Origin of the sequence: Streptomyces sp. SAI-127, assembly GCF_029894425.1 — a bacterium.
GTDB lineage: Bacteria > Actinomycetota > Actinomycetes > Streptomycetales > Streptomycetaceae > Streptomyces.
Genome location: NZ_JARXYJ010000002.1, coordinates 151,743 through 175,467, shown reverse-complemented (window position 1 = coordinate 175,467; position 23,725 = coordinate 151,743). Strand labels below are relative to the sequence as shown.

The following is a 23,725-nucleotide window of genomic DNA, read 5'->3' as shown; positions in this document are numbered from 1 at the left end:
CACGAGCGCGGTGCCGCCGCTGTACGCGGTGTAACCAGCCCGACCGCCAAGTCGCTTGGCACTGACCGAAGTCGGGGGTGGCGTGACGACTGGGTGGGTGGCGACAGATCATGAAACACATGTCTGACACATCTCGACGAAGACTCCTCGCCGCCTTCGCGGCCTCTGCAGCCGCCCCGCTCACCGGTCTGGCCGCGGCGGCCCCGGCACGTGCCGTCGCGGCCACGGACGTGCCGGCCTTCCCGGGGCCGGATGGCCTGTCCTCGGCTCGTTCGTGGGTGAGCATGGCGCCCCTGGACGCCGTGCACTTCACCCCGGTGGCCCTCGCCACCCCGCTCACCACCACCGTGCTCGCCGGCACCCCGGCCCGCACCGAGGTCAGCTCCGGCGGCCAGCGCGTCGCGCTGCTGACGCACGGCGCGCGAACGGTCGTACTGCCCGGCCCGCGGCGGACGTTCGCGGAGAACAAGCGGCCTTTCGTGGACGACTTCCAGCGGACGCTGCCGGACCTCGCGCTGGGCGAGGGGGACCGCGTGTACTGGGGCACCTCGCCGGGCGGCGGCAGGTGGATCACGTCCGACACCTTCAAGACCGACTTCTCGGTGGTGCCGGGCACCGGGATCATCGACCTCACGACCGCCGGGTACAGCCGGCACGCCAGCCTGCGCGACGACGAGATCACCGATGTCGATGTGCGTTGCACGGCCAGGTTCGACAAGGTCCCGACGGGTCAGGCCTGTTCGTTCGCGCTGACCTTCGGCTACGTCAGCACCCGGAGTCACTACCGGGCGCGGCTGTCCTTCCTCACCTCCGGGGCGGTCGAGATGCGGTTGGAGAAGGAGGTCGACAACGATGTGACCGTGCTGGGAGCGGCGGTCACACTGGCCACGGGTGTGCGGGCGGGGGCCGACTGGACGATCCGGGTGCGGCGGGAGGGTGCCCGGATCCAGGCGAAGGCCTGGCCGTCCACATCGACGGAACCGTCTTCGTGGGCCTTCGAACTCACCGACTCCACGCCCTCGTTGACCAAGGGACGGGTGGGTCTGCGCGCCTTGGCCAACGAGGGCTGCACCAACCTGCCGGTCCGCCTGTCCGCGAGCCGCCTCGAGGTGGACGCCGCGGACTGGGCGGTCCTGCCGACCGTCGCCCACGGTGACTGGGTGCGTCTGCTGCCGGAACCGTTCGACGGTACCTGGACGGCCGAACTGGAGCAGACGATCCGCGGCTGGGCCGGATCCACCGTCCCGGACGTCCTCGCGTACGCCGCGATGTTCCTCGGCGGCGCCGCGGCGGTCACGGCCGGCTCCGGACCGGCCCAGGGCAAGCAAGTGCTGGGCGAGGCCGGGTACGGCTATCTCGACCCGCACGGCTACCTGCTCGAGGGCGCCGACTTCCACGAGTACATGAAGGTCGGCTGGACCTTCCCTGACGGCACATACAGGGGGCCGTCCAGCAAGCAGGTCGGCAACCTCGACTGCTCGGGCTACACGCGCATGGTCTACGGCTACCACCTGGGCGTTCCGCTTGAGCGGGGAGCGGGCGGCGATTCCGGCCGCCTTCGCCGCGGCGGCGGCACAGACGGCTAAGACGAACGGCCAGAAGCTGTCCGCCAGGACGAAGCCGGCTGTGGCCAGCGCCTGGACCACCAGGGTGGCCGCATAGATACCGCGTGCTCCATGCCGGTCGGCCAGATGGCCGACCGCGACGCCCAGGGCCAGCGCCAGAAGACCGGCGATGCCGAGCCCGAGCCCCACCTGGCCTGCCGGCAGGTGAACCGCCTCGGTGAAATACAGCACTCCGGCGGTGAGGTAGAGGCCGCTTCCGACGGTAGAGACGAAGTTCGAGGCCGCGAGGACGCGCTTGCGGTCCGGTGTCCGGCATCAGGCGGGGCACTACAAGCCTCCACGTCCTCGACTGGCGGTGAGAGAGCGGGGCCGGCCGGGACCGGCGGGCGCCGGGTGAGAAGACGATCATTCTTCAGGAAGGACACGCCGACGGACGGAAGGCGCTCAGACACCGAAGACTGACGGGCCGACCCCGCCACAGATCATGTTGATGCATCTTCTTAGTTGTTGCAACCTACTTGCAATAGAGGCATAGGCTGTCCCCTGACGATCACTCACCCGGAAAGGGGACGTGCCTGATGGGCACCTACGCGCTTCCCGACATGCCCTACGACTACGCCGCGCTGGAGCCGGCCATCACCGGGCAGATCCTGGAACTGCACCACGCCAAGCACCACGCCGCCTACGTCAAGGGCGCCAACGACACCCTCGAACAGATCGCCGAGGCCCGGGAGAAGGACCAGATCACGCCCACCTCGCTGGTCGGTCTGGAGAAGACCTACGCCTTCAACCTCTCCGGCCACGTCCTGCACTCGGTCTTCTGGCAGAACCTCTCCCCGGACGGCGGCGACCGCCCGGACGGCGCCCTCGCTGACGCCCTCGACGAACACCTCGGCGGCTTCGAAGCCTTCAAGAAGCAGCTCACCGTCGCGACCGCCTCCGTCCAGGGCTCCGGTTGGGGCGTGCTGGCCTGGGAGCCCCTGGGCAAGCGCCTGATCGTCGAGCAGGTCTACGACCACCACGGCAACGTCGGCCAGGGCAGCACCCCACTCCTGGTCTTCGACGCGTGGGAGCACGCTTACTACCTGCAGTACAAGAACGTCCGCCCCGACTACGTCACCAAGCTGTGGGACCTGGTCAACTGGGAAGACGTCACCGCCCGTTACACCGCAGCAACCGGCGCCTGACCAGCAGCAGCACCACCGAGCCACCAGCCGGCCGGGAGGCCGCCGCGCTTCCCGGACCGCGCTCTGCGTCGTCGCCCGACTGTTTGGAGAACCAGAGCCAAATCCCAGACCGCCACTACCCACCGAGCCAGATCAAGCCGCTCTCCGGAGCCACCTCACGGCGCCCGGTTTACGAACCACCCGCGAAGCGGGGCCAGTTGGAATCGCCTGGATGGGACCGATGAAAGCCGCACCAGCCACTTCCCGGCATCCCCGGGCGCGGCGCGGGCGGCTGCCCACGCAGCGGTGGCGGCCTTCCGCGAGGCCGGAAAGCCGGGAAGCCGGAAAGCCGCTCCACGAGGCATCGGCCCACCCTGTAACCGCCAACACCCCTGGCCGCGCTTGCCTGTCCGCCACTGGCCTGGCGGAAGAAGCCCGCACACAAACGCTGTTCCAGAGTGATCTGTGACACCGCTGTGACCGGAGGTGTGGGCTCCGCCACAGCCCACGAGGGTGCTCCCCTGGTGTGGTGGGCGGATGCCGACCGCCTCCCGCACCGCTCCCGCCGTCCTCGCCGCTGCCCTGCTGCTCACCGCCTGCGGTTCCCAGAGCTTCTCGCCGGGCGGGGGTACCGGCGGCGGCCCGGTCCGGGCCGAGGCACTGTGCCCGTCGGACTTCTCCCGGTACGGCAGCCCGCCGTCCTCAGAACCGTCCGTTCGTCCCTCCGGCACACCGACCGCGCTGCCCCTGCCCTCCGCCGGAGGCACGGCCGAGGACGGCGTCAAGATCACCGCGCTGTACGCCTGGGGACAGGAGAGCGGCTGCGCGGGAGTCGCCTACAGCGCGGACTTCGAGCTGACCAACCAGCAGACGGAGACCGCCACGTACACGTTGACCATCGGGTTCCTCTCAGCCTCCGGCGGCGCGGTCGACAACGCGGAACGGACCGTCGAGGCGGTCGGGCCGGGGCGGACCGTCAAGGGCACCGTCGTCATGGGCGAGCCGGTCGGGAACGCGCCCGAGGTGACGGGCGTCGAGGTGATCAAGACTCGTAGCGTCCCGGAAGCCGAGGCGTCGTCCGCCTCGGGAACGTGCCCGAAGTCGGGCATGCGCCTCTACGCCGACCAGGGGGACGCAGCCATGGGGCTGCGCGTCGTCGGCCTGCACCTGGTCAACTGCGGTACCGGGCCCCTTCAACTCAACGGCTACCCGAAGCTCGCGATCCAGGACGAGGACCACCACACCGTGCACGGCATTCGCATCCTCCAGGGGACCGATCAGATCAGCACCGGCCTCGGTGGGGACAGCAGCCCGCAACCGGTCGTCCTGCGACCTGGTGAGGCCGCGGTGGCCGGGCTGGCCTGGCGGAACACCACCCAGGCCGGCGAACCGGTCAACGCGCCATACGTCCGTGTATGGGCCACGCCCGCAGCCGCTCCCGTGATGGTGGTCCCGGAACTCGACCTCGGGACGACCGGAAAGCTCGGCGTCGGCCCGTGGCGGAAGGACGAGACGCACCGGGAGCCCGCCACCACCGCCGCCGCGCGTCCGTGATCCCGCTCCTCTCCCTGATCGCGTGCGCGCTCGCCGTGTACCTGCTCGCACACCCGCGTACGGCATCCGGGATCAAGGTCGTCCTCCTCACCGCGCCCCCGGTGGCCGGCGTCATGTGGCTTCTGGTGGAGGTGTACAAGAGACCGGTCACGGCCGTGGCCGTCGCCGCGATGTTCATGGTCGTACTGATCGCGCTGCTTGGGCTCGTCGGCCACCCTCGCCTGCCGATCTGGACGAAGGTGATCGTGTTCGGCACGGTTCCGGCGGCGGCTCTGGCCTGGCTGCTGGTCGTCACCGCGGACGACACACTCAAGGACCCCGGCGAAGACCCGTGCTCCATGTACTACGGCGGCGTCGGCGTCTCGAAGGCGTTTCCCCCGCAGGCTTACTGCCGGTACGAGTACGGCAGCACCCACAACCTCGCGACCGGCGCCCAGTTCGTGTTCTGGGTCTGCTTCGCCATCAGCGTGGCGCTGCTGTCGATCGGTCTGTGGCAGGTCGTACGGGACCCTGGAACGCTCGTGCGGCAGTTCCGCTCCGGGGTGAGTCAGTCTGCTCGATGAAAACCCATGGGCTGCGGTACGGATGAAGCGACTTGGCCAGCGCCCTGCGAAGAGATCATGATGTGGGGATGCCCGACAACCGATCCTCTGTGGCACCGCATGTGGTGCGGCTCCCCCAGTACACGAAGGCGGACCAGGAGGAGATCCTCGGCAACGGCGATGACCCCTTCGGTGTCGCCTCGGCCGGCCTGACCTGGCTGCCCAAAGAAGAACACTTCGGAATCAGACACGAAGACCGGCTCGTGGCACACGCCGGCCTGCTGCGACTGCCTGTCGCGATCGGCGACGCCGAGACAGAGGTGGTGGGCGTCGGCGGGGTGGCCGTCGCACCCGGCATGCAAGGTCAAGGCCTGGCTCGACTCGTCGTCACAGCTGTCCTGGAGCACGCCCGCACGATGGGTCCTCAACATGCACTCCTGTTCTGCCGACCTCCCCTCGTGCCGCTCTACCGTCGCCTCGGATGGCACCCGCTCGATACGGACGTACTCGTCGAACAACCCGAAGACCGCCTGGTGACCATGCCGCTGCGGACCATGGTGACGCCCTTGCGCGACGGTGCCCGCTGGCCCTCAGGGCCAGTACGGCTTTTCTCGCTCCCTATGTGACGCAGGGCCAACCGGCACGGCGGCGAAGGGCCTCGTCGAAGGCCACGAAACTTTTAAGATGCTCAAGCGTCAAGAGAGTTCTGCTGTCGTGACTCGTGGGGAACATCAACGAGCGGGCAGATCGGCCGGGCGGTCCACGGCGTACACGGTGACGGGGCGGCCCTGCAGATGGTCCTCTCGGCGCGGCGCGAACCCCAGTCGTACGGCGACCCGTACCGACGCGTCATTGCCCGGCCGCATGAGAGCCGTGAAGTAGTCGTCATCAAGCGTGGAAAACCCCCAGTCCAGACACGCTTGAGCGGCCTCGGTCGCATACCCGTGCCCCCACTGATCCGCTCGAAGCGTCCATCCCAGTTCCACCTCATCGAACTGCTCCCAGGGCAGACCGCTTCGACCGATGAACTTCCCGCTCGACTTCAGCTCGATCGCGCACAGACCATGGCCTCGCTCAGCCCACTGACGCTCGATCGCAGTGAGGCGTTCCAGTGCTTGCTGACGCGAGAAGGAACCGACGAAGCGGTTGACCTGCGGGTCGGCATGAAGCTCGACGAAAACGTCAACGTCGGACACACGCAGAGGTCGCAGGAGCAGCCGCTCAGTCTCGATCACGTGTCCGAGCATAAAGTTCGCCGCCGACCGCTGTGACGGCCACGAGTTCGCGGCACTCTGGCGTCGAGACACCAAGGCACGGACCGTCGTAGCCGCGGTTCTCAACTCCGGGCAGCGTTACGAGGGCCACGAACCGTGGCCGGCAAGCAACCGAGAATCCGCCGCCGCAGCCGAGTTCAGCGGCGAGCACGTCGAATCACGGTGGCACGAACCCGCACTCCTCTCGCCTACCTCCTCTGACCGAGGAGCCTGTGGGCGGCCCGCTGTCGGCGATGAGGGTAGTGCTGCCCGACGCGACGAGCGGTGCCCCGGCAACGCTCATCCGCGACCAGGCGAATTCGCCGCCCTCAGCGATGACTTCTTCGGCTGCCCGCAAGTTGGGGGGCGTGCCGCAGCTCACAGCGGCTGGGGGATGCGGGCGGGGAACAACCGAAGCTGGTTGGCCGTTCATCTATACGTGGCTGGTGGAGGGGACAGTGTCCCCGGGCCTCACCTATAGCCCATGGGGACGATCGTTCGGCTGAAGCCCCATGGAGCCTTTCGCCGAGAGGCGACCGCCCTCCGCACGCCACCGCACACGGCCCCGGCTGGTCTCCCCCGTCCAGCCGGGGCTTTCGTGCGCCGCCAGTCCCCGCGGCCCCGTATCAGAAGCCGTCGGCCGCTCGCCCCGTCGCGCCGCTACCCCGGCCTCTCCTCAGGCGAGGTGAAGGGTGCTCAGGGCGGTGGTCCAATCGGTGACGATCGCGTGCTGTGCGGCGGCGAGGGTGACGCTGCCCTTGCAGACCGCGGTGTGCAGCTTCGTCTCCACCGGGTCCTTCGCGTTGTTGACCCCGGAGCCCTTCTTGTGGCCGGGGTCGGCCGGCTCCACCCACAGGTTGCGGTAGTCGTTGGGGTCGCCGCCCAACTGCAGGCTGATCAGGTGGTCGTACTCGGCATCTCCCATGCGTCCGGTGAAGCCGTAGGAGGCGGCGTTGAGCTTTTTCTCCTTGCCCGTCACGTACGTGGAGGGGCGTATCCCGGAGGTGTAGCCGCCTTTGCGGCAGATCGTCGAGGCCAGGTTCGCCTGCGTGACCGCCGGGGATATCGCGCCCGGCGTGCACGTCGGATCCTCCAGCGGTTCCCCCTTGAGGTACCGGTAGTGGCAGGAGCCCGCGGCCGGCTGCTTTTGCACTGTGTAGTGCTTCTGCGGGCCTGCCCCCACCGCGATGGCCCGCCCCGAGCCGGTCGGCGCTCCCGTCACCGGGCTCTGCGTTCCGGACGATGTCGACGTGCCGAGGGAGACGGGTGAACAGCCCGCCAGCAGCAGGCTGGTGAGCAGGACGGGCGGCACGGTATGGCGGGCAGAACGCATGACGGTCCCTCACAGGCAGACGGTGGCACGGTGGCTGAGCAGATGCTCCTCCATGCCGATGTCCTGCCTCCGGGCGGGGTCCCGCTTCGTCGTCCGGCCCGTCGCCGCCCTGACGGTGCGCTCTCCCCGCTGCGGCTGTGTCACCGCCGCCGGTTCTGCCCGGACGCCCCTTCCCCTGTCGACAGGGCCCGTACGGACCGGGCGACCTCGTCGCGGAGGTCGTCGAGGCTGTGGTCGGGGCCGAGGACCATGCGCCGCAGCTGGGGCATGGCGATGCTCCAGCCGGTCAGGGCGAGGGTGAAGAACACGCGGGTCCGCGCGTCGCCGCCGGGCCCGCCTGATTCGGCGGCGTCGATCTTGTCCTGGTAGTGGCGGGTGCGGGCCTCTTCCGCCGGGACAGGCTCCTCGCCGATCTCCAGAGCCTCCCACATCACCAGCCGCAGGGCCTCGGGGTGGGCGCGGTGGTAGTCGAAGAGGCGCTCGGCGTAGCCGGGCAGGTCGTCGCTCGGCGGGACGGCCTCGGCGAGGTCGGCCAGGGTGCGTTCGACGACGACGGCGAAAAGCTTGTTCTTGTCGCCGAAGTAGTCGTAGATCGCACGCTTGTTGGCCTTGGCCGCGGCAGCGATACGGTCCACCCGGGCGCCGGCGACCCCGTGTGCGGCGAACTCCGTGGTCGCCGCCGCGAGGATGCGTTCTTTGGTCGCCGTGGAGTCGTATGCCATGCATCCGATGGTAACGAACTGGTTCGTTTGACGAAGTCAAGGCGCGCGTGCCACGCTCGATAAGCGAACCATCCAGTTCGTTCGGTTGGAGCTGAGTTATGTCCCGCAAGCTGCCTCTCCTGATGGCGCTGGCCTGTGGCGTCGGCGTGGCGAACGTCTACTTCCCGCAGGCCCTGACCCCTCTCATCGCCGACGGTCTCGGCGTCACGCCGGCCACTGCGGCGGTCGTGGCGACGGTGACCCAGCTCGGTTATGCCGTCGGAATCTTTCTGCTGGTGCCCCTCGGCGACCGCCTCCCCCGCCGCCCGCTGATCACCGGCCTGCTCGCGACGACCGGTGCCGCCCTCCTCGTCGCCGGTCTGGCCCCGGCCGGCGGCCTCCTCCTGGCGGCGGGTGCCGTGGTGGGCGTGGCGACCGTGGTTCCGCAGCTCCTGCTGCCCATGGCCGCGGGTCTGGTCGAGTCCGATCGGCGCGGGAGTGTGATCGGCACCCTCCAGGCGGGCCTGATCGGCGGCATCCTGCTGGCCCGCACCTTCGGCGGCGTACTCGGCGAGCACCTGGGCTGGCGCGCCCCGTATCTCGTCGCCGCCGTGCTGACCGGGCTGCTGGCCGTCGTCCTCGGCCTCGCCCTGCCGGGCAACGCCCCGGCCGTGCACGACCGCTACCCGACCCTGCTCGCCGACACCCTGCGGATGCTGCGCGGCGAGCGGGAGCTACGGCGCTCCGTGCTCTTCCAGGTCACTCTCTTCGGCGGGTTCAGCGCGGCCTGGACCGCGCTGGCCCTGCTCATCACCGGACCCGACTACGGCTTGGGCACCCAGGCCGTGGGGCTGCTGGCCCTGATCGGGGCGGGCAGCATGTTCTGCGCGCCCGCGGCCGGACGCTGGGTGGACCGGCTCGGCGCCGACCGGGTGAACCTGTGGTGCATTCTGGCCGCCCTCGCCTCGGCGGCGGTGCTCACCGCGGGCGCGTTGGGCGGAGTAGTTGGGCTGGCGGCGCTCGCGGTCGGACTGCTGCTGCTGGACGTGGCGGTGCAGTGCGGTCAGGTCGCCAACCAGGCCCGAATCTTCGCGCTGCGCCCCGAGGCCCGCAGCCGACTGAACACCGGCTACATGACCTGCGCGTTCCTCGGCGGCAGCGCCGGGTCATGGCTCGGCACCCGCGCCTACGTCCAAGTGGGCTGGGGTGCCGTCTGCACCCTCATCGCCCTCGCCGCGGTCCTCGCCCTCGCCGCGTACCTGACCGGGCACCGCGAGCAGCGCAGCAGCCGGGAGACCCGGCCCCGGCTGGCCGGCCTCCCGCGGTGAGGCGTCCCCGTCAGGCACCGAGGCGGCACACCATCCGGCCGAGCGAGGCCGCACCGTGCCGAGAGCGCCGACTCGGCACGGTGCGGCGGTCGGTGCGGTCGGGTCAGCCGGCGAGAACTGTGACGCGTCCCAATGGTTCGCGATGAATGCCTTGCGCAGGATGCGCGCCAACTGGGCGTAGTGGACGGCCCGTTCGGTACGGCCCAACCTTCGGCCCACCTCGTCCATGTAGTCGCAGCAGTGGATGTAGAAGGCGAGGCTGATGACGGCGTTGCTGCCCGGGGCCTCGGCACCGGAGTAGGCCCCGAGCGAGGCCTCGAACGCGGGCCGCCGACACCGACGCGGTCCCCCGGACGCAGCCGGTCGTGCACCTGGGCGGATCCGCCCCGTCCCGCGGGCTCCCTCAGCACGGCGATCCGGTAGGTGTGGGCGTCCCATCGGTCGCCGCACAGCGAGTACTGCCGGGTCGTCCCGTCCGGCAGTACGAGGTCGATGTGGGACCCCGGCGTCCAGTCCGGCAGCCGTGCCCCGCCGGGGTGGGTGAGGGTGAGTGATACGACGCCCTCGGCGACGTGCTCCTTCGCGGAGACCGTCAGTCCCGAACCGACGCCGGGCCGGGCGTCCGCCAGCGCACTGGTTCCGACCACGTTGTCGCCTCCCGTCGTTGGGGTTGCCCGCAGGATGCGCGGTGACGGGAGACGGCCGCGACGGCATTCTCAATCAGTGAGAGACGAATCCTTGAGCGACGGATCCTTGAGCGACGATCTTCCTCCGGCTCCCAGCGCGCGGGAGACACCGCGTGCCGCCGTCCGCACCACGGGCACGACGGACGAGCCCCCCGCCTCGTTGGGCACGATCACCGCCAGCGCGGCCACCACCTCACCCCGTGCGTCCCGCACCGGCGCGGCGATGCCCAGGGCGTCCGGGTGGACGTATCCCGGGCAGTACGCGTACCCCTGCCGGCGGACCTCGGCCAGTACGGCTCGCAGCCGCGCGGCGGTGGCGGGGGTGTCCGGGGTGTAGCGGTCCAGGGGCCCGTCGAGGACGCGTTCCCGCAGGTCGGCGGGGCCGTGGGCGAGCAGGACCAGACCGCTGGAGGAGGCGTGCAGGGGGAGGCGGCCCGCGATGCGGGTGTAGTTGATCACGGCTTCCGGTGCGGTCAGCCGTTCCAGGAACAGCACCTCGTCGCCGTCCAGCACGCCGAGCTGCACATGGTGGCCGACGACGTCGTGGACGCCCTCCATGAACGGCATGGCCGCGTTGCGCAGCGAGAGGGAGGGCGAGGCCCGGGTGGCCAGCTCCCACAGGCGCATGCCGATCCTGACCCGGCGGTCGTCCCGGTTCAGGAAGCCGTACGACACCAGCTCGGCCACCAGACGCGACGCGGTCGCCACGTGCAGCCCGGAACGCCGGGAGATCTCCGAGACGGTCAGGGCCGGCTCCTCCGGTGTGAACGCCTCGAAGATGCGTACGGCCCTGGCCAGCACCGACTCGCCGTTCTGTGTCCTCACCCGGCCATCATCGGACCCCGCCCCGGCACGTCAAGCCCGCGTCGGCTCGACGATGCCGAGTCGCTCCGCGAGTTCGTGGGCGCCGATGCCGTATGTCTCGCGGATCCGTACGCCGTCGGGGCCGACGTCGAAGACGCCGTGGTCGGTGTAGACGCGGCTGACGCAGCCGACGCCGGTGAGCGGGTAGGTGCACGACGGCACGAGCTTCGGTTCTCCGGAGCGGGTGAACAGCGTCATCATCACGTAGACGTCCTTGGCACCGATGGCGAGGTCCATGGCGCCGCCGACGGCGGGGATGTCGTCGGGTTTGCCGGTGGTCCAGTTGGCGAGGTCGCCGTCGAAGGCGACCTGGTAGGCCCCGAGGACGCAGACGTCGAGGTGCCCGCCGCGCATCATCGCGAAGGAGTCGGCGTGGTGGAAGTACGCCGCTCCCGGCAGTTCGGTCACCGGGACCTTGCCGGCGTTGGTCAGGTCGGGGTCGACCGCGTCACCCTCGGCCTTCGGGCCCATGTTGAGCATGCCGTTCTCGGTGTGCAGCACGACCCCGGAGTCGGCCGGCAGATGGTCGGCGATCTTGGTGGGCTGCCCGATGCCGAGGTTGACGAAGGCGCCGGACGGAATGTCGCGTGCGATGACGGCGGCCAGCTCGTCCATCGAGAGCCGGTGGTCGGCGCGCGCCTGATCGCTTGGCGTGGTGGTCATCGTGCCCCCTGGACGGTGTAGCGGCGGGCCTCGACCTGGACGACCCGGTCGACGTAGATGGACGGGGTGACGACGGCCTCGGGCTCGAGCTTGCCGGGCTCGACGACCTGGTCGACCTGGACGATGGTCGTCGTGGCGGCCGTGGCCATGACCGGTCCGAAGTTGCGGGCCGTCTTGCGGTAGACAAGGTTGCCCATCGCGTCCGCGATGTGTGCGCCGATCAGCGCGTAGTCGCCCTTGATGGGGTACTCCAGCAGGTACCTCCGACCGTCGATCTCGCGCTCCTCCTTGCCCTCGGCGAGCGGTGTGCCGACCGCGGTCGGGCAGTAGAAGGCGCCGATGCCGGCACCGGCCGCGCGCATCCGCTCGGCGAGGTTGCCCTGCGGGACCACCTCGAGCTCGATCTTCCCCGCGCGGTAGAGGCCGTCGAAGACCCAGGAGTCGGCCTGGCGCGGAAAGGAGCACAGCACCTTGCGCACCCGGCCTGCGGCCAGCAGCGCGGCCAGCCCGACGTCACCGTTGCCGGCGTTGTTGGACACGATCGTGAGGTCCTTGGCGCCCTGCCGGATGAGCGCGTCGATCAGGTCGAACGGCATCCCGGCCAGGCCGAAGCCGCCGACGAGGATCGTGGAGCCGTCCTCGATCCCGGCGACCGCGGCGTCGGTGCTTTCGAGGATCTCCGCCCGGCTCATCGGTCCGACCCCGTGACAGCGCAGTTCTCGAGTACGACGGCCAGGCCCTGACCGACCCCGATGCAGATCGCCGCGACACCGTAGCGCTGCCCCGTCTCGCGCAGCACCTTCGCCAGCGTGGCGAGGACGCGGCCGCCCGAGGCGCCCAGCGGATGTCCGATCGCGATGGCGCCGCCCTTCTGGTTGACGATGCCCGGGTCGATCTTCCATGCGTCGACGCAGGCGAGCGACTGCACGGCGAAGGCCTCGTTGAGCTCGACCGCGCCCACCTGGTCCCAGCCGATTCCGGCCCGGGCCAAGGCTCGGTTGGCGGCCTCGACGGGGGCGTAGCCGAAGGCCTGCGGCTCCAGCGCCATCACACCGCGGCCCGCGATACGGGCGATCGGGTCGGCCCCGATCGTGGCCGCCGCCTTCTCGCTGCCCAACAGCACCGCGGAGGCACCGTCGTTGAGCGGGCTGGCGTTGCCCGCGGTGATGGTGCCGCCCTGCTCCGCCGTACGGAAGACGGGTCGCAGCCCGGCCAGGACCTCCGGCGTGGATCCGGCCCGGATGCCCTCGTCGCGGGCCAGGTCGACGCCGTCGACCGGTACCACCAGGTCGTCGTAGAAGCCCGACTCCCAAGCTGCGTGGGCGAGTTGGTGGGAGCGGGCGGCGAACTCGTCCTGCCGCTCGCGGGAGATCCCGAAGCGCTCCTGGAGCTGCTCGTTGGCCTCGCCGAGGCTGACCGTCCACTCCTTCGGCATGCGCGGGTTGACCAGCCGCCAGCCGAGAGTGGTGGAGACCGCGGTGACATCGCCGGCCGGGAACGGCTTCGCCGACTTCGGCAGCACCCAGGGCGCACGCGTCATCGACTCCACGCCGCCGGTCAGCACCACCTCGGCGTCGCCGGACTCGATCGTGCGGCTCGCCGTCATCGCCGCGTCGAGGCTCGACCCGCACAGCCGGTTGACCGTGGTACCGGGCACGCTCACCGGGAGCCCGGCGAGCAGCGCCGCCATGCGGCCGACGTTGCGGTTGTCCTCGCCGGCGCCGTTGGCGTTGCCCCACACCACGTCGCCGATCGCGGCGGGGTCGAGACCCGGCACCCGGGCGAGCGTCGAGGTGATCGCGGCGGCGGCGAGGTCGTCGGGGCGTACACCGGCCAGCGCGCCGTTGAAGCGGCCGAACGGCGTGCGGGTTGCGGAGTAGAGGAAAGCACTCATGGCAGCGACGTTAGTCCCGGGCCGCGATATTCTGAAGTACTCATATCCGAGCCGATTGATATGGATGACATATGGATCTGCGCCACCTGCGGTACTTCGTGGCGGTGGCCGAGGAGCGCCACTTCGGTCGCGCGGCCGAGCGGCTCCACATGGCCCAGCCGCCGCTGTCCCAGCAGATCCGCCAGCTCGAAGCCGAACTCGGCGTACAGCTACTCCACCGCACCACACGCCGCGTCGACCTCACCGAGGCCGGCCGGGCCTACCTGGAGCGGGCACGCGCGATCCTCGCCGACGTCGACGAGGCCGCCCAGCACGCACGGCTCGTCGCCGCCGGCTCGGTGGGCCACCTCGCGATCGGGTGCGTGGGCTCGGCGACGTACAGCGTTCTGCCCGCACTCTCGCGGCGGCTCACGGAGGATCTTCCCGGCGTCGACTTCTCCTTCCGCGGGGAGATGCTCGCGCCCGACCAGGTCGAGGCGCTGCGCACCGGCGCGATCGACGTCGCGCTGCTGCGTCCCGTGGCCGCCGACCTCTCCCTCACCGTGCACACGCTGCGTCGGGACCGGCTCGTCGTCGCCGTACCGGCCGACCACCCGCTCGCCCGCAGGAAACGGCTGCGGGCGGCGGACCTGGCCGGTGTCGACCTGATCGTGCACTCCGCCGACCGCCGGTCGGTGATGTACGACGTCGTGCTCGGCCTTCTGCGCGACGCCGGGGTCGAGCCGCACATCCGCCACGAGGTCGGCGAGACCTCGACGCTGGTCACGCTCGTGGCCGGCGGCCTCGGCGTCGCCGTCGTGCCCGAACCCGTGACCGCGCTGACGCTCGACGGCGTCGCCTACCGACCGCTGTCCGGGGCCGGCGCACGCGTGGAGCTGGCCGTGGCCCACCGCGCGGACCGCTCCGAGCCGCACCTGGAGCGCACCGTGGGGATCATCCGGGCGATGTTCTGAGACGGGCCGCGAACGCGTTGACCGGGGTCCTCGTCGGGGGCGGCGCCGGGACTCCGCCATGGGGGGTCTCGCCCGATCGGACTTCGATCGCAACCGGAGCCGCGCTCTGGCCCCATCCGGAGCTCGGGTTCCTCCGGTATGCGGCCACCGACCGGTGCACGCGGGCGAACGTCAGGCGCAGGGGGCGTCTCCGCACTGCCAGGAGCCGCCGAGCGGTGCCCTGTGGGCCCTGCGGCCGTCAGCGGAGCAACTGGACTCCGTCGCGGCCCGACCCGGGTACGGGGCAGTCATCGCGACCGGGCCGGGCAGCGAGGTTCCGTATCCCGCCGCCCGGCCCGGCCCTCGCACGTCAGGGCCTGATCGTCAGCCAGTCGAGTGCGGCGACCGGGCCCGTGCCCTTCGCCACGAGGTAGAGGTCGTGCGCGCCGGTGACCTCGCGGTTCAGGCGCACGGACTGCTTCTGCCAGTCCCCGGCACCCGTGACGGGCACCACCGCGGCCACCGGACCGTCCGGCGCGTCCAAGCGCAGCTGGAGCGAACAACCCCGGGCACAGGCGGAGTTGAGTCGTGCGGTGAGGTTGTCGCCACGGAGGTTCGCCTTGCGGAAGGCCACCCAGTCGCCGGAGCCGAGGACTCCGGTGGCCGCCGTGCCTCGCTCCACCCCTCGTACGCTCGTGGCCCGTTCGGCCTGGAGCGTCGAGGTGGCGTCGGGCCCGTCACCGTACAGCCGGATGTCGTTGACGACCCAGGGTGCGGGCCCGCTCGCGGTGAGCGTGATCCGTATGTAGCGGGCGGTGGTCTGCGCGGGGAACACCGCGTCCTGGGTGAAGGAGCGGCCGGAGACCCTGGCGAGCGGGTCACTGAAGTTCGTGCCGTCGCGGCTGACGGAGACCGTGAAGCCGTACGGCTGGCCGCGGGTGTCGCGGCCCGCGTCGAGGGAGAGCCGGTCGAAGGTCTTGCTCTCGCCGAGGTCGACGGTCAGAAACTGGCCGGCGGCCTGCGGGGCGGCGCCCGTCCAGCGGGTGTTGATGTCGCCGTCGACGGTGGCGGAGGCCTCGGTGCCGTCGCTCGCGGTGGCACTCCAGTTGCCGTGCCGCACCCGCTGCCGGCAGCCGGGCAGGTCGCAGCCGGTCGACCAGATGGGGGCGCCGTACTCGTAGGCCCCCTGGTCGGGAGCCGTGCCGCGGACGTCGGTCGTGATGCCGTCGATGACCTCGCCCGCGTCGATGGCGGGCGATCCGGGCGTCAGCCACAGTTCGCCGTTGACGGCGTCCGTGTAGCCGGGTTTCTCGCTGATCAGGTTGGAGCGGACGATAGGCAGCGGGTCCCCGACCGGTGTCGCGGTGACCGGCCTGGGTCCGACGATGTTGCTGAGGTACGAGCCGGAGGCGTCCGTCGCGCCGCCGATGGCGGACGAGACGACGTTGATGCCGACCCCGTAACTGGAGTTGTGGTCCTCGTTGGCGATGCTGGGGCCGGTGTGACCGTTGAAGTAGACGCCCCGGCTTCCGGTGTTCCAGGCGACGTTGTGATGCAGCCGGAAGTGGCCGGAGTAGTTGTCGATGTAGTAGCCGTTCTGGCCGTCGGCGTCGTGCGCGGTGTTGTGGTCGATGGAGGTGCCGGAGCCGTTCAGGCTGCAGCAGACGTAGAAGGGTGAGCCGTCTCGGGAGGTGCGCATCGCCTCGGAGATGTCGTTGTAGGCGATGCGGTTGTCGTGGAATTCGGTGCCGTTGAGCTGCCAGGCGGTGTCGATGGCGGCCCGTCCGGTGCGCCGGATCGTGTTGTGGGTGACGGTGTGGCCGTTGCCGTTGATCTCGATGCCGGGGGTGTAGCTGCCCATCCAGCCGACGTCGTGGATGTAGTTGTTGGTGACGGTGTTGCCGGTGCCGCGGACCAGTACGCCGTTGCCGGCCGACTGAGCGATCTCACTGTTCTTGAGGGTGTTGCCGGTGCCGAGGATCTGCACACCCGAGTCGAGGATGCGGGAGGCGACGATGTGGCCCTCGAACGGTTCGATCGCGAGATCGCTGTCCGGCGGCATGGGCAGGGTGGAGAACTCGGAGATGTAGGTGGCGTGCAGTCGGTCGACCACAACGCCCTTGCTGGACGGGCCTGTTCGCAGGGAGGTTCCCCACAGGCTGAGGCCGCGGACGGTGACGTACGAGCTCTCGCTCAGGTCGACGCCCCACAGCCGGTGCTTGGCGGTCACCGTGTGGCCGGCGATGCCGCCCTTCGGGGGGACCAGGTAGAGGCGGTGTTCGGTCTTGTCGTAGTACCACTCCCCCGGCTGGTCGAGGGCGGCCTTCGATCCGACGAGGTAGTAGTTGCGGTAGGTCTGGTTGCCCATGCACAGCGGTGGGCAGCGGTAGTTGCCGCCCTTGAAGTCCAGCTTGCCCGGCGAGGTAGCCGTGACCGTGCCGGTCTGCTGGGCCCAGGGGTTGGACCCCGCCCACAGGTGCACGGTGGCGCCGGTCCAGTCGGCGCCGGGCAGGTCGGTGTCGTCGATGTGCTGGTCGGTGGAGGTGGTGTCGGCCTCGGCCCAGGTGGCGTTCAGCGGATCGGCCCCGGAGTTGGGCCAACGGCCCTCCGCCGCACGGGCGTTGTCCAGGAACACCGCGTTGAAGTCGGGGTCGGGCGGCAGGTCGGTGTCGGTGGCGACCAGTCCGCCGCCCGCGGCCTTCCAGCCGGTCACCTTCTCGGTCCCGTCGACGGTCACCGGGCCGTCGCCGTACGCGGCGATCGTGATCGGGGCGCCCTCGGTACCGGAGGGAGGGGTGAACTGTTCCCGGTAGGTGCCTTTGTGGATCAGGCAGGTGTCGCCGGGGCGGACGCGGTCGAGGCAGGCGCCGATGGTGCGCAGAGGGCTTGCCTGCGTGCCGTACGCGTGGTCATTGCCTCGTGGGGCGACGTGGTAGGTGTGTCCGGGCTGCGCCGCCTGCGCCTGGACCGGGGAGGTCAGCAGCGCGGTCACGGCGGCCAGTACGGACAGATGTCTGAGTCTCAAGTCCCGTCTCCAGTCGTCGGATGTGCGGTGGTCGGGGGATGTGCGGTGGTCGTCGGCCGTGTGAGGGGCGTCGGATGTGTGAGAGGCGGAGGTTCTCGCCACGCCGTCTCGGCTTCGCTTCCGTCCGGGGCTCCGAGCACGGCACACCTCAACCAGTGCTCGCCGGGCGGGAGTCGGCCTGCGAGTACGGGCAGGGCGGTGCGTCGTGCGAGGACGTTCGTGCCGGGCAGGCAGTCGACGACCTCGCCCTGGCGTCGGCCGTCGAGGTCGCGCAGTCCGGTGAGTCCCGCGGGGGCCGACACCCGTGCGTGTCCCGGTCCGCTCTCGCGGTCCGTGCCCGCGTCCCGGTCGACGGCGAAGCCGCCCTCGGCGGTGTGCAGGGCGCGAGCGGTGCGGATGCGGTGGGTGCGCACGTGCCAGGGTGCGGCTGCCGTCAGCCAGGTGGTGATCTCCACGTCGGGCCACGGGTGCCAGGTGCTGAGGACCGTGTCGGCGGTGACGTAGTGCGCGGCCGGCTCCTCGCGCACCCGGTAGTGCGCCCCGCCGTCGTCGCTCAGCGCCAGCATCGAGTCGTAGGCGCCCTGTTCGAGTCCGAGCGTGCCGTTCGGCAGGCTGAAGCCGAAGCGGGTGGAGTACGCGAACTTGGCGTACTTCTCGGCGCCATGGCGCACCCACGGGTGGTGCTGGCGCCCGGCGAGGAGGGTGACGTCGCCGTGCGTGCGCATCAGCACCGCCCCGGCGTGCGGCTGGGCGCTGACGGCGGGCAGGACGGGAGCCGGCTCCTCCTTGGCGGTCCAGAACGCGTGCTGTTCCGGCAGCGCGAGCGGCAGATACGCCTTGAGCGACCAGTAGGGCGAGCCCGGCGCGTTGTACTGCTCGGCCAGCGCGGGCTGCGGATAGCCGTACCCGACGGACAGCAGCCCGTCGGGCCCGGTCACCGGCCGTCCGCGCCACCAGCGCAGATGCCGCAGCAGATAGCCCTTCACCTCGCCCCACGGCAGTACGTCGACGCCCGCGAAGGGCAACGCGCCCCAGAAGGCGGCCTGCGCCCAGCGGTAGGTCAGACTGCGGCCGTAGGGGACGGCGGCGCCGTCGGCGGCGAACCAGTGCCGGAAGTCGCCGGCGAACCGGGCGGCCCGTTCCTTGAAGCGGTCGCCGCCGGTCAGGGTGTCGTACAGCAGGCCGTAGAAGTGCATGGCCCACGGGACGTAGTAGTCGCGCCGTTCGGTGGGGCCGTCCGCATACCAGCCGTCACCGAGCCAGAAGGTCTCCAGGCGGTCGAGGCGGGTGGTGATCAGCGAACGGTCGTAGGGCACCCCCACCCGGTCGAGGGCGAGGCTGATGAGCACCGGGAAGAAGAGCCAGTTGTTGTCGGTGGTCTGCCGGGGCAGCGCGCTGAGCAGCCAGCGGGCGAGCCGGTCGCGTTCGGGGCCGCTCAGCGGGTCCCACCACTTCTCGGGGGCGAGGGCGAGCGCGAAGCCGATGGCGGCCATCTCGACGATGCGCTGGTCGTGGTCGACGGGCTCGCCCCAGTACTCGGGGTGCGCGGGATCGCTGCCGTGGGCGAGCCCTCGGACCCACAACTCGGCGTGCGGCACCGTCTGTCCGCCCGCCGCGAGGGGCGCCAGTCCCCACAGTGGCCGGGCGAAAGCCTCCAGTTCGGCGGCCGTGTCGTCGTGGATCGCGGTGTTCACGCCGAGCCGTACGCGCGCCCGGCCCGCGCTGAAGCGGGACACCAGGGGATCCACCAAGTCCCGTACTTCGGAGGCCAGTTCGGTACGTGCGTCCTCGTCCATCAGCCCTTCTCCGCCCCGGCCAGCAGCCCGGTGCGCAGGAAGCGCTGGGCGAGGACGAATCCGATCAGCAGCGGCGCGCAGGCCACGAGTCCGGCCAGGGCCGCCTCCGGCTGGTGGATGTCGAGGTCGGCGAAGCCGCTGGAGTTGTTGACCGCGCCGGTGGACTGGAGCAGGGACATCAGGCCGAGTTGGAGGGTGAAGGTGCGGTCGTCGGAGAGCATCACGAAGGGCAGGAAGAAGTCGGTCCAGCAGCGGACGAAGCCGAAGAAGGCGATCAGCGCGATGGCGGGGCGGGCCAGCGGCACCGCCACCGACCAGAACAGCCGCAATTCGCTCGCCCCGTCGACGCGTCCGGCGTCCAGCAGGCTGTCGGGCAGGTTCGCCTGGAAGTGCAGGAAGGCGAGGTAGACGCCGAAGGGGTAGAAGGACAGCGGAAGGATCACCGACCAGACCGTGCCGGTGAGGTTGAGTGCCGACATCTCCAGGTACAGCGGGAGCACCAGCGCGGCCGGGGGAAGGATCATCGTCACGATCGACAGGGTGAGCAGGGCCCGGCGGCCGGCGAAGTCGTGTTTGGCGAGCGCATAGCCCGCGGGGACGCACAGCAGCAGCGAGATGGCCACGCTGGCCGCCGCGTAGATGATCGAGTTGCCGATCCACAGGGTGATCTGGCCGTCGTTGTACGACGTCAGGTGTGACCAGGCGTCGCCCACGTTGCCCAGCGAGCCGAAGCCGAGGGGTGAGCCGGTGGTCAGGTCGTCGGCCGTGCGGGTGGGTGCGAGAAGCAGCCAGAGCAGGGGCAGTCCGAAGAAGACGGCCGCGCCGAGCAGGAACAGGGCGCGGGCGCCGCGCGACAGAGCGGTCATCGCTTCACTCACCGGGAGTCGGAGGAGTCGGTGGCGTACATGCGGGTGCGGGTGATCACGATCCAGGCGGCCAGGACTCCGACCGCGAGCATGGCCAGCGACAGCGCGGCGGCCTTGCCGAAGTCGCCGTCCTGGGTGGCGTAGGTGTAGGCGAGCTGGTTGACGGACCAGGTGGGGCTGATCTGGCCGGGGGCGCCGGTGGACAGCACGGTCGGCTCGACGAACACCTGACTGCCGGAGGCGAAACTGGAGATCAGCACGAAGGCGACGTACGTGCGGACCATCGGCAGCTTGACGTGCCACATGGTCCGCCAGGCCGAGGCGCCATCGACCTGCGCGGCCTCCAGGACATCCTTCGGGAGCGCGTTGAGCGCCCCGTACAGGACCACGATCCAGCCGCCCGCGTGCACCGCGACGCCCATCACGGTGAGGACGGCGATGACGCTGCCGCCGGACAGCGCCTCCGTGGCGCTCTGGATGTCCATCAGCTTGAGCAGGGGTGAGAACGGGCTGCTGTCCGGGCTGACCATGAACAGCCACAGCAAGGCCGCGGCCGAGCCGGTGACCGCGCCGGGCAGGTAGTAGATGAGTTGGAGCGCGCTCGTCGTGCGGCCTGGGCGGGCGTGCAGGGTGAAGGCGAGGGACAGGACGGTCAGCAGCAGGATCGGCAGCCACAGCAGCAGATAGGTCGCCACGTTGGCGGCCGCGTCGGCGAGCCGGTAGTCCTCGAACACGGTCGTCCAGTCGCGCCCGCCGGTGAAGGAGCCCTTGTCGACGAACGAGGTCCACAGGGCGTACCCGGCGGGCGCGAGCCCGAAGACCACGAGGAACACGGTGTACGGGCCGACGAGGATCCAGACGGCGGCACTGCGGGCGGGGCGGCGCCGGCGGCGGGGTGTCACCGGTACCGGCGCCGCGACCGCGGACGGACGGGGTGTCGTGAGCGTTTTCATCCGACCGTGTACCCGCTGGTCTTGGCCGCCGCTTCCAGCTTGTCCTGCCAACTCCCGAGTGCGCTGCGGAGGTTGCCGCCGGAGTCGATCGCCTTGACGAGCGTGTCGTTGAAGCTGCTCTGCCAGTCGGCCTCGAAGCGGACCGCGCCGAAGCCGGGACGCAGTGCGCTCGCGGCAGCGGTCAGGGCGGGCATCGGATCGGCGGCGTAGTACGGGTCCTTCGACTTGGCCTCGCCCCACTTCTTCGCGGCCGCCGTGAAAGCGGGGTAGGTCGGCTGCTCCGCCTGGAGGGTCACGTCGGTGGTCATCCAGCGCACGAGATCCGCCGCCTCCTTGGTGCGCTCCCCGGCGTGCGCGGAGACGAGGAAGGCACCGCCGCCGACCTGTCCGGCGTAGGGCTTGCTCTCGCCGGACCAGGTGGGCATGGGGGCGGCGGCGATCCGGCCCTTGGGCACCTTGAAGGCAGGGCCGAACATGAAGTCGCCGAACCAGGCCGGGGCGGGCAGCATGAGGATCTGGTCGCCCTTGCCGAACTTGGCGAAGCCGGGGTCGATGGGTACGACGGTGGTGACGGCCTTCTCGCGGGCGAGCGGCTGGAGCAGATCGGCGACTCGGGTGCAGTTAGCCTGGCCCAGGTCTATGTGGACCTCGGTGAGGCTGAGGGTGTCGCGGGTGGCGCAGCCGCTGCTGCCGAAGTAGATGCCGGCGCCGTACTTGCCGTTGACGGCTCCGACGATGGTGCCGGGGTGCTCCTCGGCCGCCTTCAGGCCGGTCCGCTGGTACTCGGCCCAGGTCTTGGGGACCTGGTAGCCGTACCGCTTCATCAGCGTCGCGTCATACCACAGGACGGTGGGGGCGATGTCGTTGCGCAGGCAGTACGTCTTGCCGCCGAAGGTGCAGGTGTCGAGGGAGCCAGGGGTGAAGCCGTCGCGGACGGACTTGGGAACAAGGTCGTCGAGCGGGGCCGCGTAGCCGAACTTCTCGCTCGCGAGGGTCGCCGCCTCGGCCGGGTTGGCCAGGAACACGACGTCGGGCCAGCCGCTCTTGGTGCGGTTGGCGAGCGAGATCTTGGTGGGTACGTAGCCCGCGTCGGGCGGGATGGTGACGATGCGCATCTTCAGGTCGGGGTGGGCCTTCTTGTACTGCTGGGCCGCGGGCATCCGGGTGTTGTCCACCCAGACCAGCAACTCGCCCTTGCCGCCGCCCGACCCGCCGTCGGCGCCGCCGCCGGTTCCTCCGCAGCCGGAGAGGACCAGAGCCAGGGCCGCGGCCGCGGTCAGGGAAGCCGCGCGCCATCTCTTCATGGGGGACCGCCTTTTCGCCGAGGAGTCTTACGTCGGGAGCAAGGATTGCGATAGTTTTCGCAAAACTTGATCGCCCGGCAACGTAGGAGATTCATCCGATGACGTCAACGGTTCGGACAGGATCCGGTGAGGCGAGACGGCGCACCCTGGCCGAAATCGCCGATCAGGCAGGCGTTTCGGTGTCCACGGTCTCCAAGGTGCTGCACGACAGATCCGATGTATCGGCGGAAACACGAGCCAAGGTGCAGCGCCTGCTGGGACAGCACGGCTATCTGGCGAAACACCGCCCGGCGGCCACCGCGGCCCCGCCCGGCGGGCTGATCGACTTCGTCATCAACGAACTCGACAGCCCCTGGGCGGTCGAGTTGATCCGGGGTGCGGAGGACGTCCTGCACGACGCGGGCATGGGGCTGGTCGTCTCCTCGACCCACGGCCGGACCAGACGCGCCCGTCAGTGGCTGGACTCGCTGGCCACCCGCTCCACGCGCGGAGCGATCCTCGTGGTGCCCGAACTGACGCCCGAGCAGCACGAGGAGCTGAGCCGGCTCGGCATCCCCTTCGCGCTGGTGATGCCGATCGACGAACCCGCGCCGGGCACGCCGTGGGTGGGCGCGACCAACTGGCCCGGCGGACTGGCCGCGACCCGCCACCTCATCGAGCTGGGCCACCGGCGCATCGCGATCATCAGCGGCCCGGAGCGCCGGCTCACCTCCCGGGCACGCGTCGACGGCTACCGCTCGGCGCTGGCCGAGGCCGATCTCCCCTTCGACGCCGAGCTGGTGCGCTACGGCGACTTCACCCACAACCTCGCGCACCAACACGCCCTGGAACTCCTGGCGTTGTCCGACCGTCCTACGGCGATCTTCGCCGGCAGCGACCACCAGGCGCTGGGCACCTACCGCGCCGCCGCCGAACTGGGCCTGCGCATCCCGGCCGACGTCAGCGTGGTCGGCTTCGACGATCTGCCCTTCGCGGACTGGGTCACCCCGCGCCTGACGACCGTCCGCACTCCCCTGGCCGACATGACGGCGCTCGCGGCCCGGATGGTGCTGCGACTGCTCTCCGGGGAACAGCCGGAGACGACGCGGGTGGAGGTGGCGACGGAACTGGTGGTGCGGGAGAGCAGCGGACGCCGTCCACCGCACTGAGCCCGTGGTGCGGACGCCGGCCCACTCGGCGAGGGGGCGCTCGATCGGGTCGGCGGCGGTCGGCGGCAACGGGTCGCAGGGCGACCAGGATCCGGACGGTGACGGTCCCTCGCTACCGGCTACCGGCTACCGGCCTGCTGACAGCGGGGGCT

21 protein-coding genes and 1 pseudogene are annotated in these 23,725 nt (G+C 70.5%); 8 read left to right on the top strand and 14 right to left on the bottom strand.

Going from position 1 to position 23,725, the window contains the following annotated elements:
* Positions 1 to 119 precede the first annotated feature (119 nt).
* The 5 genes from M2157_RS46490 to M2157_RS46470 all read left to right on the top strand — a co-directional run bounded on the left by M2157_RS46490 (position 120) and on the right by M2157_RS46470 (position 5,453).
* Entirely contained in the window at positions 120 to 1,586 is a 1,467-nt protein-coding gene (locus M2157_RS46490; protein WP_280868473.1) for a hypothetical protein, read from the top strand.
* A gap of 557 nt (positions 1,587 to 2,143) precedes the next feature.
* Positions 2,144 to 2,752 (top strand): superoxide dismutase, encoded by a 609-nt coding sequence (locus M2157_RS46485; protein ID WP_280868472.1) that lies wholly within the window; start codon positions 2,144 to 2,146, stop codon positions 2,750 to 2,752.
* Positions 2,753 to 3,268: 516 nt separating this feature from the next.
* Positions 3,269 to 4,285: a DUF4232 domain-containing protein gene (locus M2157_RS46480; RefSeq protein WP_280868471.1), complete on the top strand. Its 1,017-nt coding sequence runs from the start codon at positions 3,269 to 3,271 to the stop codon at positions 4,283 to 4,285.
* The gene (locus M2157_RS46475) at positions 4,228 to 4,848 is read left to right on the top strand and encodes a hypothetical protein (RefSeq protein WP_280868470.1); all 621 of its coding nucleotides are present in this window, start codon (positions 4,228 to 4,230) and stop codon (positions 4,846 to 4,848) included. Before M2157_RS46480 ends, M2157_RS46475 begins: the two co-directional genes overlap by 58 nt.
* Before the next feature lie 68 nt (positions 4,849 to 4,916).
* Entirely contained in the window at positions 4,917 to 5,453 is a 537-nt protein-coding gene (locus M2157_RS46470; RefSeq protein ID WP_280868561.1) for a GNAT family N-acetyltransferase, read from the top strand.
* Positions 5,454 to 5,558: 105 nt separating this feature from the next.
* On the opposite strand, the gene M2157_RS46465 is transcribed toward M2157_RS46470, so the two are convergent.
* The 4 genes from M2157_RS46465 to M2157_RS46450 all read right to left on the bottom strand — a co-directional run bounded on the left by M2157_RS46465 (position 5,559) and on the right by M2157_RS46450 (position 8,135).
* Complete coding sequence (locus M2157_RS46465) at positions 5,559 to 6,062, bottom strand: GNAT family N-acetyltransferase (protein ID WP_348541843.1); 504 nt, start codon at positions 6,060 to 6,062, stop codon at positions 5,559 to 5,561.
* A 694-nt stretch (positions 6,063 to 6,756) separates the two neighbouring features.
* Positions 6,757 to 7,413: a hypothetical protein gene (locus M2157_RS46460; protein ID WP_280859473.1), complete on the bottom strand. Its 657-nt coding sequence runs from the start codon at positions 7,411 to 7,413 to the stop codon at positions 6,757 to 6,759.
* Between the two features lie 9 nt (positions 7,414 to 7,422).
* Positions 7,423 to 7,557: a hypothetical protein gene (locus M2157_RS46455; RefSeq protein WP_280859474.1), complete on the bottom strand. Its 135-nt coding sequence runs from the start codon at positions 7,555 to 7,557 to the stop codon at positions 7,423 to 7,425.
* Complete coding sequence (locus M2157_RS46450) at positions 7,554 to 8,135, bottom strand: TetR family transcriptional regulator (protein WP_280859475.1); 582 nt, start codon at positions 8,133 to 8,135, stop codon at positions 7,554 to 7,556. The genes M2157_RS46455 and M2157_RS46450 overlap by 4 nt, the downstream gene beginning before the upstream one ends.
* A 98-nt stretch (positions 8,136 to 8,233) precedes the next feature.
* Between M2157_RS46450 and M2157_RS46445 the strand changes: the two genes are divergently transcribed.
* Entirely contained in the window at positions 8,234 to 9,442 is a 1,209-nt protein-coding gene (locus M2157_RS46445; protein ID WP_280868468.1) for an MFS transporter, read from the top strand.
* A 317-nt stretch (positions 9,443 to 9,759) separates the two neighbouring features.
* On the opposite strand, the pseudogene M2157_RS46440 reads toward M2157_RS46445, so the two are convergent.
* From M2157_RS46440 to M2157_RS46420, 5 genes and pseudogenes are all read right to left on the bottom strand, one after another.
* Positions 9,760 to 10,038 (bottom strand): annotated as a pseudogene (locus M2157_RS46440) (oxidoreductase); the annotation flags it as partial.
* A gap of 120 nt (positions 10,039 to 10,158) precedes the next feature.
* Entirely contained in the window at positions 10,159 to 10,953 is a 795-nt protein-coding gene (locus M2157_RS46435) for an IclR family transcriptional regulator (RefSeq protein WP_280859477.1), read from the bottom strand.
* A gap of 30 nt (positions 10,954 to 10,983) precedes the next feature.
* The gene (locus M2157_RS46430; RefSeq protein ID WP_280859478.1) at positions 10,984 to 11,655 is read right to left on the bottom strand and encodes a 3-oxoacid CoA-transferase subunit B; all 672 of its coding nucleotides are present in this window, start codon (positions 11,653 to 11,655) and stop codon (positions 10,984 to 10,986) included.
* Positions 11,652 to 12,347, bottom strand: coding sequence for a 3-oxoacid CoA-transferase subunit A (locus M2157_RS46425; protein WP_280868467.1), 696 nt, complete (start codon positions 12,345 to 12,347; stop codon positions 11,652 to 11,654). Before M2157_RS46425 ends, M2157_RS46430 begins: the two co-directional genes overlap by 4 nt.
* Positions 12,344 to 13,549, bottom strand: a complete 1,206-nt coding sequence (locus M2157_RS46420) for a thiolase family protein (protein ID WP_280868465.1) — start codon at positions 13,547 to 13,549, stop codon at positions 12,344 to 12,346. Before M2157_RS46420 ends, M2157_RS46425 begins: the two co-directional genes overlap by 4 nt.
* A 71-nt stretch (positions 13,550 to 13,620) precedes the next feature.
* Here M2157_RS46420 and M2157_RS46415 point away from each other — a divergent pair, with 71 nt between their 5' ends.
* The gene (locus M2157_RS46415) at positions 13,621 to 14,502 is read left to right on the top strand and encodes a LysR substrate-binding domain-containing protein (protein WP_280859481.1); all 882 of its coding nucleotides are present in this window, start codon (positions 13,621 to 13,623) and stop codon (positions 14,500 to 14,502) included.
* A gap of 349 nt (positions 14,503 to 14,851) precedes the next feature.
* Here M2157_RS46415 and M2157_RS46410 read toward each other — a convergent pair whose 3' ends face one another.
* Genes M2157_RS46410 through M2157_RS46390 form a run of 5 tightly spaced genes read right to left on the bottom strand, consistent with a single transcriptional unit; the run spans position 14,852 to position 22,425 of the window.
* The gene (locus tag M2157_RS46410) at positions 14,852 to 17,506 is read right to left on the bottom strand and encodes a discoidin domain-containing protein (RefSeq protein WP_280868464.1); all 2,655 of its coding nucleotides are present in this window, start codon (positions 17,504 to 17,506) and stop codon (positions 14,852 to 14,854) included.
* Entirely contained in the window at positions 17,503 to 19,302 is a 1,800-nt protein-coding gene (locus tag M2157_RS46405; RefSeq protein ID WP_280868463.1) for a DUF2264 domain-containing protein, read from the bottom strand. The genes M2157_RS46410 and M2157_RS46405 overlap by 4 nt, the downstream gene beginning before the upstream one ends.
* The gene (locus M2157_RS46400; protein WP_266375211.1) at positions 19,302 to 20,168 is read right to left on the bottom strand and encodes a carbohydrate ABC transporter permease; all 867 of its coding nucleotides are present in this window, start codon (positions 20,166 to 20,168) and stop codon (positions 19,302 to 19,304) included. Before M2157_RS46400 ends, M2157_RS46405 begins: the two co-directional genes overlap by 1 nt.
* Before the next feature lie 8 nt (positions 20,169 to 20,176).
* On the bottom strand, positions 20,177 to 21,121 hold the full coding sequence (locus M2157_RS46395) for a sugar ABC transporter permease (protein ID WP_280868462.1): 945 nt from the start codon (positions 21,119 to 21,121) through the stop codon (positions 20,177 to 20,179).
* Positions 21,118 to 22,425 (bottom strand): extracellular solute-binding protein, encoded by a 1,308-nt coding sequence (locus tag M2157_RS46390; RefSeq protein WP_280868461.1) that lies wholly within the window; start codon positions 22,423 to 22,425, stop codon positions 21,118 to 21,120. The genes M2157_RS46395 and M2157_RS46390 overlap by 4 nt, the downstream gene beginning before the upstream one ends.
* A gap of 98 nt (positions 22,426 to 22,523) precedes the next feature.
* On the opposite strand from M2157_RS46390, the gene M2157_RS46385 reads away from it, so the two are divergent.
* Positions 22,524 to 23,573 (top strand): LacI family DNA-binding transcriptional regulator, encoded by a 1,050-nt coding sequence (locus M2157_RS46385; protein WP_280859487.1) that lies wholly within the window; start codon positions 22,524 to 22,526, stop codon positions 23,571 to 23,573.
* The last annotated feature ends 152 nt before the right edge of the window (positions 23,574 to 23,725 follow it).

Coding starts and splice junctions, on each gene's coding strand:
- M2157_RS46385 (WP_280859487.1), top strand. CDS start 22,524: ATGACGTCAACGGTTCGGACAGGATCCGGTGAGGCGAGACGGCGCACC.
- M2157_RS46430 (WP_280859478.1), bottom strand. CDS start 11,655: ATGACCACCACGCCAAGCGATCAGGCGCGCGCCGACCACCGGCTCTCG.
- M2157_RS46420 (WP_280868465.1), bottom strand. CDS start 13,549: ATGAGTGCTTTCCTCTACTCCGCAACCCGCACGCCGTTCGGCCGCTTC.
- M2157_RS46415 (WP_280859481.1), top strand. CDS start 13,621: ATGGATCTGCGCCACCTGCGGTACTTCGTGGCGGTGGCCGAGGAGCGC.
- M2157_RS46470 (WP_280868561.1), top strand. CDS start 4,917: ATGCCCGACAACCGATCCTCTGTGGCACCGCATGTGGTGCGGCTCCCC.
- M2157_RS46480 (WP_280868471.1), top strand. CDS start 3,269: ATGCCGACCGCCTCCCGCACCGCTCCCGCCGTCCTCGCCGCTGCCCTG.
- M2157_RS46490 (WP_280868473.1), top strand. CDS start 120: ATGTCTGACACATCTCGACGAAGACTCCTCGCCGCCTTCGCGGCCTCT.
- M2157_RS46460 (WP_280859473.1), bottom strand. CDS start 7,413: ATGCGTTCTGCCCGCCATACCGTGCCGCCCGTCCTGCTCACCAGCCTG.
- M2157_RS46450 (WP_280859475.1), bottom strand. CDS start 8,135: ATGGCATACGACTCCACGGCGACCAAAGAACGCATCCTCGCGGCGGCG.
- M2157_RS46395 (WP_280868462.1), bottom strand. CDS start 21,121: ATGAAAACGCTCACGACACCCCGTCCGTCCGCGGTCGCGGCGCCGGTA.
- M2157_RS46400 (WP_266375211.1), bottom strand. CDS start 20,168: ATGACCGCTCTGTCGCGCGGCGCCCGCGCCCTGTTCCTGCTCGGCGCG.
- M2157_RS46405 (WP_280868463.1), bottom strand. CDS start 19,302: ATGGACGAGGACGCACGTACCGAACTGGCCTCCGAAGTACGGGACTTG.
- M2157_RS46425 (WP_280868467.1), bottom strand. CDS start 12,347: ATGAGCCGGGCGGAGATCCTCGAAAGCACCGACGCCGCGGTCGCCGGG.
- M2157_RS46445 (WP_280868468.1), top strand. CDS start 8,234: ATGTCCCGCAAGCTGCCTCTCCTGATGGCGCTGGCCTGTGGCGTCGGC.
- M2157_RS46390 (WP_280868461.1), bottom strand. CDS start 22,425: ATGAAGAGATGGCGCGCGGCTTCCCTGACCGCGGCCGCGGCCCTGGCT.
- M2157_RS46485 (WP_280868472.1), top strand. CDS start 2,144: ATGGGCACCTACGCGCTTCCCGACATGCCCTACGACTACGCCGCGCTG.